10 protein-coding genes are annotated in these 10,811 nt (G+C 67.8%); 3 read left to right on the forward strand and 7 right to left on the reverse strand.

Annotation, left to right across the window (positions count from 1 at the left end; translation table 11 throughout):
• Window positions 1–4 precede the first annotated feature (4 nt).
• The 3 genes from JNB_RS02150 to JNB_RS02165 form a co-directional block, all read right to left on the reverse strand.
• Window positions 5–1,384 carry a DUF4331 domain-containing protein gene (locus JNB_RS02150; protein WP_009774752.1) on the reverse strand — a complete coding sequence of 460 codons (1,380 nt, stop codon included), beginning with the start codon at window positions 1,382–1,384 and terminating at the stop codon, window positions 5–7.
• A gap of 4 nt (window positions 1,385–1,388) precedes the next feature.
• A complete protein-coding gene (locus JNB_RS02155; protein ID WP_148232284.1) occupies window positions 1,389–1,643 on the reverse strand; it encodes a hypothetical protein in 255 nt (84 codons plus the stop codon).
• Between the two features lie 141 nt (window positions 1,644–1,784).
• Window positions 1,785–3,749 carry a DUF5107 domain-containing protein gene (locus JNB_RS02165; RefSeq protein ID WP_148232285.1) on the reverse strand — a complete coding sequence of 655 codons (1,965 nt, stop codon included), beginning with the start codon at window positions 3,747–3,749 and terminating at the stop codon, window positions 1,785–1,787.
• Between the two features lie 149 nt (window positions 3,750–3,898).
• Between JNB_RS02165 and ngcE the strand changes: the two genes are divergently transcribed.
• The 3 genes from ngcE (at window position 3,899) to JNB_RS02180 (ending at window position 7,262) form a co-directional block, all read left to right on the forward strand.
• Window positions 3,899–5,314, forward strand: coding sequence for an N-acetylglucosamine/diacetylchitobiose ABC transporter substrate-binding protein (gene ngcE, locus JNB_RS02170; protein ID WP_040883501.1), 1,416 nt, complete (start codon window positions 3,899–3,901; stop codon window positions 5,312–5,314).
• 80 nt (window positions 5,315–5,394) lie between these two features.
• Complete coding sequence (locus JNB_RS02175; protein ID WP_009774757.1) at window positions 5,395–6,366, forward strand: carbohydrate ABC transporter permease; 972 nt, start codon at window positions 5,395–5,397, stop codon at window positions 6,364–6,366.
• A complete protein-coding gene (locus JNB_RS02180) occupies window positions 6,366–7,262 on the forward strand; it encodes a carbohydrate ABC transporter permease (protein WP_009774758.1) in 897 nt (298 codons plus the stop codon). Before JNB_RS02175 ends, JNB_RS02180 begins: the two co-directional genes overlap by 1 nt.
• Here JNB_RS02180 and JNB_RS02185 read toward each other — a convergent pair whose 3' ends face one another.
• The 4 genes from JNB_RS02185 to JNB_RS02200 are packed head-to-tail and all read right to left on the reverse strand — an operon-like array spanning window position 7,263 to window position 10,751.
• On the reverse strand, window positions 7,263–7,754 hold the full coding sequence (locus tag JNB_RS02185; RefSeq protein ID WP_040884104.1) for a DUF6328 family protein: 492 nt from the start codon (window positions 7,752–7,754) through the stop codon (window positions 7,263–7,265).
• 22 nt (window positions 7,755–7,776) lie between these two features.
• Window positions 7,777–8,916, reverse strand: coding sequence for a thiolase family protein (locus tag JNB_RS02190; protein ID WP_009774760.1), 1,140 nt, complete (start codon window positions 8,914–8,916; stop codon window positions 7,777–7,779).
• The gene (locus JNB_RS02195; protein ID WP_148232286.1) at window positions 8,913–9,947 is read right to left on the reverse strand and encodes a class I adenylate-forming enzyme family protein; all 1,035 of its coding nucleotides are present in this window, start codon (window positions 9,945–9,947) and stop codon (window positions 8,913–8,915) included. Before JNB_RS02195 ends, JNB_RS02190 begins: the two co-directional genes overlap by 4 nt.
• 12 nt (window positions 9,948–9,959) lie before the next feature.
• Complete coding sequence (locus JNB_RS02200; protein ID WP_158306114.1) at window positions 9,960–10,751, reverse strand: DUF4118 domain-containing protein; 792 nt, start codon at window positions 10,749–10,751, stop codon at window positions 9,960–9,962.
• Window positions 10,752–10,811 lie beyond the last annotated feature (60 nt).

Genomic DNA, 10,811 nt, shown 5'->3' on the forward strand with positions numbered 1-10,811 from the left:
CCGCTCAGGCGGCCGGGACGCCGGGCGCGCTCTGGTAGCCGCCCGCCGGGTTGGCCAGGTAGGGGAAGTGGTCCAGGTAGGGCAGGTTGGTGTTGGTGGTGCCGTCGGTCAGCCCACCGGTGGCCGCGTCTGGCGTGAACGACGGGTCGACGAGGGGAATCGTCGCCCCGGCGACGGCGCGCAGCTCGATGGCCACGACGTCGTCGATGATCCGTCGCCCGTTCGGGAACCCGGCAGCGTCGCCCGCGACGAGCCCGATGGGATTCGGGTCGGCGGTCGGCGGGACAGCCACGTTGAGACGCAACATGTCCGCCTGCGTGGGCCCGGTGTAGTTCTGGAATCCCGGAACCACGCCGGAGGGAATCCCGGTGAGGAGGATGGCGAGCAGGTCCGCACGAGGCTTGGTGTAGGCCGCGAGCTTGGGGAAGACCCCGGGGTACAGGACCGGCAGCAGTCCGGCGAGCTCCGGCTTCGAGACGTACTTCGCGAAGGTGGAGTCCTCATGCGGGCTCGCGGTGTTCCACGCGTCCTTGCGGGCCATGGGCGTGATCACCTCGTTGAAGAGCGGGTTGCCGAGGCGCGACACCTGACTCCACGGGCCCTGGAACACGTGCTTGGCCCGACGACTGTCCCAGATGCGGGACTTCTGTCGGCTCGCCGTTGCCCAGACACCGATGACGGAGGTGGCGGCTGCGACATCCGTGGGTCGGATGCCGCCGAGGGTGAGGTCGCGGATCGGCACCTGCAGGGCAATGCTGTGGACGTTGAGCCCCTGGGTGCCGTTGACTCCGGCTGCTGTCGCAGACGGGATGAGGTGAGCCATCTGGAAGGGGCGCAGCGTCCCGAGGTCGAAGATGCTGCCGAGGTCGACGTGGAAGCCGTCGCCGCGTTGGCCTGCGAACACCTTGCGACCACCCTGGATGGACTGGACGGCCTGCTCGGTGAACCGGCCGTAGTCCGGTGTCGAGCGTGGTCCGATGTTGACCGGGGGGCAGGGCAGGTTGTTGGCCAGAACGCTGCGCCGACGACCCCTCGTCAGCCTGGTGACCGAGTAGTGCTGCGGCCTGTTCCAGGCCGGGTCCGAGATCGAGCTGATCGGCCCGGTGTTGTAGAGGAAGGTGTTGTCGTTGCGGACCGTGGTGGTGAACCGGAACTGGTACGTCACGTCCGCGCGGGCATCGCCCCTGTTGCTGATGTGGATCTCGTAGAGGACGTCGTCACCGAACTCGTAGAAGTTCGGTCCTCCCTGGGGGTTCTGGAACGGGATGAAGTTCGCGACGAGGGTCACGGTGTCGGGCGCGTCCGGACTGACGAACGCGTAGACGTCGGTGTTGTCTGCGACAGGGTCCTTGGAGACCTCGGGCGCTTCGCGGTGGGAGGACATGGCGTCAGCCCCGAGCCGCGCGAGTGAGCCGACGGACGAGGTCGGGATTGTGGACCGTGACCTCGTCCTCACCGAGCATGAGCGTCAGTCGACCGGTCTGAGGATCGTCGACCCAGGCGACCAGCTTCTCGGGGACACCGCCGGTCTCGGTCGTGGAGGCGGCCTGCGCTGGGGCAGCCAATGCAGCCGACGTCACCACAGCAGCAGCGGCTGTGCCTCCGGCTCCTACGATGAACGACCGTCTGTTCGTGTCTTTCATGGTTCTCCTCCGGTCGGGCGCAGCCGAAACGTTCGGCTCGGCTGCTGGGCCAGGCGGCTCGAACGGGATGCTCGCGCGTGCAGTGACCCACCTCACATTCGGAGCCGACGGCGATCCGGATGGGCCGATCTGCACGTCGGTTCAGGAGGTGTGACCGGAGGTGTCGCCGAAGGTCGTCGGGGTCATGCGGAAGTCGAGGTGGTGAGGTACGGGCTGACCGGGGCGCAGGCGCTCCCAGAGCAGCGACAGGGACTGGTCCCCCTCGGCGAGATCGGGCACGTCGATCTCCTCGAGGATCTTCAACGCCGCCGCGTCCTGACCCGTCGTCGCCAGTGCGTCGGCGAGCAACATCTGGGTGCGGCCGTGGGCGCGTACGGCCTCCGGGAGCGCCGCCACCGTGCTCGCGACCTCGTCGGCACGACCGGACTGGAGCAGGTCGGTGAGCAGCTCGACGGCCAGCCTCCGGTCCTGCGGGGCCAGGGCGAGGGCCTGTCGATAGAGGTCGGCGCGCTCCGTCGCGTCGGCGGTGAGCAGGGCCAGTCCCCGCAGTGCCACTGCCGTCCGGTGCACTTCAATGCTGCGCCGGTATGCCGTGTGCGCACCTTCGTCGTCGCCGCGCACGTGGTGCGCGGTGCCGAGGGCGTAGTGGACCCACCACCCCGCTCCCGAGTCGGCCGTCGCCGCGGCGGTCAACTGGGTCAACCACCGGTCCGAGATGACCGGCAGGATGGGCCGGTCGACCGAAATGCGTTCCAGTGCAGCGGAATCGGCGTTCTGCACGAACCGGAGCAGTGGCATGCTCTCGTCGTCGACTTCGGAGAACGGCGTACCCGTGGGCGCGGTTGCCCCGCGCAGGGCGAGTTCGACCCGGCCCCACCCTGAGCCCGTGTGGACCAGGTGTTCGGGCGCGACGTCGGCGACCTCGCGCAGCCACACGTCGTGTCGTTCCGCAAGCCACGCGGGAGGTGCCGCTTCATGGATGGCCCGCTGGGCGGCATACGCCGCTGTGTCGTAGTCGGAACCCGCCACGGAAGGTTCGAGGTCGACCGGAAGGAACGCCTCGGTCCACGACCGGCTCGCGTTCCCGTCGAGGAGGTCGCTCTCCAGCTGCGTCGTGCACACCCCGGCCTGGATCTCGAGATAGCGACTGCCGGACGCGCCCAGCCAGTCCTGCCAGCGCTGGCCACCCGGTCCGTGGCCCCAGAGGAAGAGCTTGCGGCCGTGCAGGGCCTCGGTGGAGGTCTGCCCCAGGCCACGGCCGTCGGGTTCGACGGCGCAGACCAAGCGGCCCTGCTGCTCGCCGACCTCATAGAAGTAGTCGGCGGGGTAGCGACTGGCGCTGGCGACGCTCACGTCGATCGACCCGTCCGGGAAGGGAACGCCCACGCGCTCGAGGACGCCCGTGTAGTCGGTGCGCCAGGCCGAGTCCGCTGGCGTGAGCACCCGAGTGCCCGCAGTCTCGGGCACGGCGATGTTGGTCCAGTAGTAGAGGGGCTTGGGCTCGGGGTCGGGGTTGATGACGCGGGTGGATGCCATCAGGCGGGCGCCGCTGAGCCACACGTCGACCTGGAGGATGAGGTCGCGGGTTCGCTCCCACTCCCACACACGAACGACCGGTCCGAGTTCCGTGTCGAGGATCGCGGCGTGCATGGGCTGGTTGCTCAAGGTGGTGTGGCCGGTCGAGCCGAGGTTCCACTCGATGCCGCCGGCGAACCACGCGTCGGTGAGGCCGAAGTTGGCCCAGCGCAGCCGCGGGTTGACGTGGACGAGCTCGCGCTCACCGCCCTCCGCGGTCAGGGACCAGACCCGTCCGCCGAGGGAGGGGAGCACCGTGGCACAGACCAGTCCGTTGTCGAGCTCGAGGGCCGGGAGTTGCACCTCCTGGTCGGCGCGGTCGTAGTCACTCAACACGCCGTACGGCAAGGGGGAGGAGAGGTGGCCCTGGTGGATGCGTCGCACCATGTCCGGTGGCGCGTCGTCGCTGACTCGCATGGTCGTGGTTCGACGCACCGGCCCGACTGCAGCCATCACGCTCGGTTGACCCGGTAGCGTGCCCGTGAGGGTCAGGGGCCGGATGCGCGCATGCGTCGTTCGGGGGGTTGTCACGCGCCCAGAGTGATTGATTGTGAGTGGTTTGGTCAATATCCTTGACACAAACGATCATGCAAAGCACGATGTGGCCATTACGACACATCACCATGTGTTGCCCAACGACGGGCCTTGAGCGCCCGCCCTCGACTGGAAGTAGGCAGTGGATGAACCCTCGAGGTAAGCAGGTAGAACGGCGCACGATCCTTCAGATGGTCACGGCGGGGGCGCTCGCAGTTCCTGCACTGTCGCTCGCTGGATGCGCCACGGGAGGCGGGAGTGACGAGCCCACCGCCACGGCAGCTGGGGGCGCCAAGAGCGACACCAACCCGTTCGGGCTCGCCGACAAGGCCACGGTCGAGGCAGTCATCTTCAACGGTGGCTACGGCTTCGACTACGTGACCTTTGCCGCGACCCTCGCGCAGAAGAACCACGCCGGCAGCACCTTCACGGTCAAGCCCTCGACCCAGATCGCGCAGGAGCTCCAGCCGCGCTTCGTCGGTGGCAACCCGCCCGACCTCATCGACAACTCGGGCGCGAACGCGATCGGTCTCAACACGATCGCGGACCAGCTCGAGGACCTCAAGAGTGTCTTCGAGGCGAAGAACGTCGAGGGCACGGTCATCAAGGACACCCTGTACCCCGGTGTCGAGGCCCCCGGCACGATCAACGGCAAGCTCGTCGCCATCAACTACGTGCAGACGGTCTACGCGATCTGGTATTCCGGCTCCCTCTTCGAGGCCAACGGCTGGACCGCGCCCAAGACGTGGGACGAGGCCATCGAGCTCGGCGCCAAGGCCAAGGCCAAGGGCAAGTTCCTCATGCTCTGGGGCAAGGAGGCGGCCACGTACTACCAGACCCTGGCGATCTCCTCGGCCATCAAGGAGGGTGGCGACGACGTCCGTCTCGGCCTGGAGAACCTCAAGCCCGACAGCTGGTCGCACGCGGCCGTCCAGGGTGTCTTCAAGGCCCTCGAGACGATCATCAAGAACGGCTACATGAAGCCCGGTGGTGGTGGCACGCAGTTCACCGCCGCCCAGGCCCAGTGGTCCAGCGAAGAGGCTGCACTGCTCTACCCCTCGGGCTCGTGGATCGAGAACGAGATGAAGAAGCAGACCAAGGCTGACTTCAAGATGACCGGCGCACCCGAGATGACTCTCACGGGTGGATCGAAGCTTCCCTACACGGCACTGCACTCCGCCGCGGGCGAGCCCTTCATCGTGCCGACCAAGGCCAAGAGCGCTGCCGGTGGCAAGGAGCTCCTCCGGGTGATGTTGTCCAAGGAGGCGGCGACGAACTTCGCCAAGACCAAGCTGTCCCCGACGATCGTCAAGGACACCGTGCCCGAGGACGGCTTCGGCTCCACTGCTCTCCAGGCGCAGGGCAAGATGCTCAAGGATGCGGGTTCCGACGTCTTCACCTGGAACTTCATCGACAACTACGGCATGAACCAGGACATGCTCGTTCCGTGGAACGCGTTCCTCTCGGGTCAGATCGACGCAGCCAAGCTCACGAGTGAGCTGCAGAAGATCACGGACAAGGTCGCGAACGACTCCTCGGTCAAGAAGGTCGAGGTCAGCTGACCCCCTGTGCCCGGCCCGGCGTTCCTCTGCCGGGCCGGGCACACTCCTGCCGACCCGGCGCACTCCAGACAAGGACCCGCATGACCGCAGTCGTCGTTCCCAAGAGCGCCAAGAAGGTGAAGGTCCGCCGCAGGCGCATGCCGCTGCAGCGCAAGATCTTCCTTCTCGTGACGCTGGGACTCCCCTTCGCCTTCTACTCGGTGTTCGTTCTGTGGCCGTTCGTCCAGGCGTTCATCTATTCGCTCACCAACTGGAGCGGGTTCACCGACACGTTCGACTTCATCGGCCTGGAGAACTACTCCAAGCTCCTGCAGGACGACATCTTCCTCAAGGCACTGCGCAACAACCTGCTGCTCGCGCTGGTCGTGCCGTTCGTGACGATCGTCCTGGCCCTCGCCCTCGCGACGATGGTGACCGTCGGTGGCTCGAGCACCGGCACGGTCAAGGGGCTGTCGCGGTCGTCGATCTACCGCGTCGTCTCGTTCTTCCCGTACACGATTCCCGCGATCGTCATCGGCCTCGTCTGGGCCCAGATGTTCGACCCGTCGAGCGGTCTGATCAACGCCGTGCTGACGGGAATCGGGCTCGACAAGTTCGAGTCGTTCGCGTGGCTCGGCGAGGTCTCGACGGCGATGCCGGTGACGATGTTCGTCATCGTCTGGGGCTTCGTCGGGTTCTACATGGTGCTGTTCATCGCCGCCATCAAGGGCATTCCCGCCGAGCTCTACGACGCAGCACGCGTCGATGGTGCCGGCCGGATGCGCATGACGATGATGGTCACGTTGCCCATGGTGCGCGACACCATCCAGACCGCCTACATCTATCTCGGCATCCTCGCGCTCGACGCCTTCGTCTACATGGCGGCCCTCAACGCGAGTGGTGGTCCGCAGAACTCCACGTTGACGATCACCCAGGACCTGTTCAACACGGCCTTCAAGAAGGGCCAGTTCGGCATGGCGAGCGCGATGGGCGTCGTCCTGGCGCTGCTCACGCTGAGCTTCGCCGGCATCGTCTTCACCATCAACCGCTTCACCGGCGGGAAGGACCGCTGATGTCGACCGCATCCGACGTGCGCACCACCGTGACCAGTGGCCAGGGCGACAAGCCCGCGCCCCTCGGCAAGGGCGATCGCAAGTTCACCATCGTGGCCCACATCGTCCTGACGATCTGGGCGATCATCGTCGTCCTGCCGCTCCTGTGGGTCTTCCTGTCGTCCTGGAAGACCACCGGCGAGATCTTCCAGTCGCCGCTGGCCCTGCCGCAGCACTGGTCGTTCGACAACTACATCAAGGCGTGGACCGACTCCAACATCGGTCGCTACATGCTCAACTCGGTCATCGTGGTGACGGTGTCGCTCGTCCTCGTGATGATCCTGGGTTCCGCGGCGGCATACTCCCTCGCGCGGTATCCCTTCCCGGGCAGCGGCATCGTCTACTACCTCATCCTTGCGGGCCTGACCTTCCCAGTGTTCCTCGCCATCGTGCCGCTGTTCTTCGTCCTCAAGAACCTCGGGCTGCTCAACACCTTGCCGGGGCTCATCGCGACTTATGTGGCGTTTGCGTTCCCCTTCACGGTGTTCTTCCTCTATCCGTTCTTCCGGGCGCTGCCCGAGGAGATCGCAGAGGCGGCTGAGCTCGATGGCGCGGGGGAGTGGCGCATCTTCGCGCAGGTCATGTTGCCGATGGCCAGGCCCGGAATCATCGCCATCGCGATCTTCAACTTCCTCGGCCTCTGGAACCAGTTCCTCCTACCCGTGGCGCTCAACACCGACGAGAACAACTACGTCCTCTCGCAGGGCATGGCGCGCTTCGCGTCGCAAGCGGGGTATGCCGTGGACTTCGGTCAGCTCTTCGCCGCCGTGGTCATCACGATCGCTCCGGTCCTCGCGGTCTACATCTTCACGCAGCGACAACTCCAGGGCTCCCTGTCGCAAGGCACGATGAAGTAGTCAGGAGTCCAGTCGCGGGAGCCGTGACCGCACGACCAGCGGGATCACGAGCCAGTTGACGACGAATACGACGACGGCCGCGGCAGCAGCAGTGAGCGCTGCTCCGCGGCCGACGACGACGTCGAAGATGAGGTACGTCGCCGAGACGATGCTGATCGACAGGGTCACGAGGCCCACCCGTGCGGCCCGGTCGGCGAAGCCCACGAGTTGGTGCTTGGCGTGGCGCCGAAACATCAGGCGGTGGGCACTCACCGGAGCAACGAGCAGGGTCGTGGCGACGATGGCCGATGCCAACGCCACGAGATAGGCGGTGCGCTGTGACTCGGTGATGCTCGCGAACCGCCGCTGGAAGGGAAGCGTCAGCAGGAAGCCGGCGAGCAGTTGGACCCCAGTCTGAGTGACGCGGAGTTCCTGGAGCAGCTCGTCCCAGTTGCGGTCGAGGCGCTCGGTCGGGGTCTCGCGGCGGTCGTGGTCGAGGGGTGAGGACTCCATGCCTCGACCGTACTCACCGTGGTCACCCGACACGTCGGACGAGCAGCGCCACACCCTGTCCGCCGCCGACGGCGATCGTTGCGAGGCCCAGCTCGGGACCGTCCGCACGCAGCATCTGGCCGAACAGGCGCACCGCGAGCACCGCACCGGACGCGCCCCACGGGTGTCCGAGAGCGAGCGCGCCACCGTCGATGCAGACGCGTTCCTCGTCGATCCCCAGTTCGTCGCAGCACGCGAGCACCTGAGCAGCGAAGGCCTCGTTGATCTCGATGACTCCAATGTCGTCGAGCGTCACACTGTTGCGGTGCAACAGTGTTCGCACCGCCGGCACCGGGCCGACGCCCGGAAGGTTGGGGTCCGATCCGACGGTGGCCCAGTCGAGACAGGCCAAGCCGGGTATGCCGTCCGCCCGCCTCTGCGCCTCCGTCACCATCGCGACCACGGCCGCTCCGTCGTTGATCCCGCACGCGTTGCCAGCGGTGACGGTGCCCTCGGGCGAGAAGGCCGCGGGCAGGCGGCTCAGCGTGCCGGTGGTGAGGTTGGCCCGCACGCGCTGGTCCGTCGCCAGCTGGGGGAGTGGCACGAGTTCGTCGTCGAACAGTCCGGCGGCGCGAGCCGCGGAGGCACGGGAATGGGAGCGGACGGCATACGCGTCCTGTCGTTCCCTGGTGATGCCCCAGCGGCGGGCGACGTTGTCGGCGGCTGCACCCATCTCGGGGTCGCCGATCTCGGCCGGAGCGAACGGAGCTCGCGAATAGCGTTGTGGCTCAACGCCTTCGGCGGGTGGCCAGTGGCGCCAGGGTGCGGTGCTGGCGCTTTCGGCACCGCCGGCGAGGACGGTATCGGCGGAACCTGAGCGGATCAGGGCGCAGGCTGTCGTGATGGCGGCCAGGCCGCTGCCGCACTGCAGGTCGACGGTCATCGCCGGTGTCGACACGTCGAACCCGGCGGCCAGTGACGCAACCCGGGCGACGTTGCCTCCCGGCCCCATGCAGTTGCCCAGGACGACCTGGGACGGTGCGAGGAGATGGGCGTCGTCGGCTGTTGCGCGCAGGGCCGGAGCGGCCAGATCCACCACGTCGACGTCTCGCAGGGCCAGCCCGGCCGTGCCGATGGGCGTCCGCCGGGCCGCGACGATCACAGGAGTCCGCCCGTCGATCACTGCCCGGCCTCCGTGGTTCGAGCCGTCACGAGGCGGCGCCGAACCTCGGCCCGGTCGATCTTGCCGGCGGCCGTCAGGGGGAGTTCGGACCAGGCGTGCCACCGTCGCGGGATGTGCGTGCGCGACACGAGTGCCGCTGTGTGAGAGCGCAGTTCGTCGATGTCATGGGGGAGCACCCCAGTGACCACGACTTCGAGCAGCTCACCGAGTGCAGCGTGGGGTGTCCCAATCGCCACGGCCGCGGTCACCGCCGGGAAGGTCAGCACGGCTGTCTCGACGTCAGCGCACAGCACCGTTGCACCGCCCGTGGTCACCGTGTCATCGCCCCGACCGAGGACGATGAGTCCCAGGTCGTCGTCGACGCGCCCACGATCGCCGACGGTTGCCCATCCCTCTGCGTCGCGGGTGAACGGCCCCGACTGCCCTGGCGCATAGCCGTCAGCGAGCCACGGACTGCGAACCCAGATGACGCCATCACGCAGGTCGACGTCGACCTCGGGGAAGGGGTCCAACCGGGCACCGACCCGCATCGCGACGAAGCTGAGCTCGGCCGCGCCGTAGTAGTCCACGACCTCGATGCCTGCCTCGTGAGCACGCTGCCGCACGGTGTCGGGCAGTGCCGCACCGGCGCACACGACCGTGCGCAGCGCCCCGAGATCACGCTCGAGGAGACCGGTGAGCATGGCAGGGGTGACGTGGGCGACCGTGCAGGACGCGAGGGCCTCCTCGGCATCGCGCAGGCTCCAGCGGGCCAGGGCCACGACTCCAGCGCCCACGTGGGCGGCGTGCGCATGCGCGAAGGCGAACATCGAACCGCTCGGTGGGGCCGGCACGAGGACCCGGTCCGACTCCACCGTCCCGGTGAGGCGGCTGACGTGGTCGAAGCTCTCCTCCCACGACGCGAGCGAGCGACGCACGGTGCGAGGGGCTGCGGCTGTACCGGAGGTGCTCAGCTCGAGCCAGGCGCGACCGTCGACCTCGCGGAGGAAGCCCATCTGCCGCAGGGCCGCCCGGGCCGGAGTGTCGTGCACGGCGCCACGGTCTCACACCCGGTCGGGCAGAGGCGTGGTCTCGTTGCTCCGCGGACCGTCATCACGTGAGCAGGCGGCGCCGAGCTGGTCGGCGAGGAGGAACGCGACTCGCAGTGATGTTTCCGTCGGGCGCGAGACATGGGCCGACGCCACGAGGTCGACGCGGCCGAGTGTCCTGCCGGCGTGGTCGACCGGAAGGGCCACTGCGGTGTCGGTGGGGAACCCACCACGCCCGCTGGCGCGTGCAACCCCCGCCTGCACGATGACGCCGTCGCGACGCAGGACAGCGGCACCCTCACCCGGTGCAGTCGGGACCCACGTCGCCCGGTCGAGATCAAGGAGGGCCGACAGCTGCTCCTCGACCTCCCGAACGATGAGCTCACTCTCCCGGTGATCAGCGACCGACCGGGCAGTGGCGACGAGCACCTCGAGCCGGGCAGCGTTCTGCGCCGCGTCGGCCTGCCACCGCTGACCCCAGAGCGCGAGTTCCGTGACCGCGACACCGACCACGAGCAGGAGGACCGCGACCTGCACGTCCTCCGCGTTCGTGATGGCGAGTGTCCCGTGGGGCACGGTGTGGAACCAGTCGAACCAGAGCGCGCTCGACACGGAGGCGCCCCAGCCCGCCCACCTCACACCCGTCGCGGCAGCGCCGACGATGACGACGACGAGCGCGAGGACGACCGTGGCGTGGGGGATGCTGTCCCGCCAGATCGCCAACGTGCCACCCACGACGAGCGGTGCGAACACGGCATACGCGATGATCGCCGGCCGGCGTGACTCCAAGGTTTGCGAGAGTCTCATGAGGCCATGACGCGCCCCGCAACCGGTGCCAGTCAAGGCCATTGATGCAATCTGTACGCG

Origin of the sequence: Janibacter sp. HTCC2649 (genome assembly GCF_000152705.1) — a bacterium.
Classification (GTDB): Bacteria; Actinomycetota; Actinomycetes; order Actinomycetales; family Dermatophilaceae; genus Knoellia.

Coding starts and splice junctions, on each gene's coding strand:
- JNB_RS02155 (WP_148232284.1), bottom strand. CDS start 1,643: ATGAAAGACACGAACAGACGGTCGTTCATCGTAGGAGCCGGAGGCACA.
- JNB_RS02185 (WP_040884104.1), bottom strand. CDS start 7,754: ATGGAGTCCTCACCCCTCGACCACGACCGCCGCGAGACCCCGACCGAG.
- ngcE (WP_040883501.1), top strand. CDS start 3,899: ATGAACCCTCGAGGTAAGCAGGTAGAACGGCGCACGATCCTTCAGATG.
- JNB_RS02180 (WP_009774758.1), top strand. CDS start 6,366: ATGTCGACCGCATCCGACGTGCGCACCACCGTGACCAGTGGCCAGGGC.
- JNB_RS02175 (WP_009774757.1), top strand. CDS start 5,395: ATGACCGCAGTCGTCGTTCCCAAGAGCGCCAAGAAGGTGAAGGTCCGC.
- JNB_RS02200 (WP_158306114.1), bottom strand. CDS start 10,751: ATGAGACTCTCGCAAACCTTGGAGTCACGCCGGCCGGCGATCATCGCG.
- JNB_RS02150 (WP_009774752.1), bottom strand. CDS start 1,384: ATGTCCTCCCACCGCGAAGCGCCCGAGGTCTCCAAGGACCCTGTCGCA.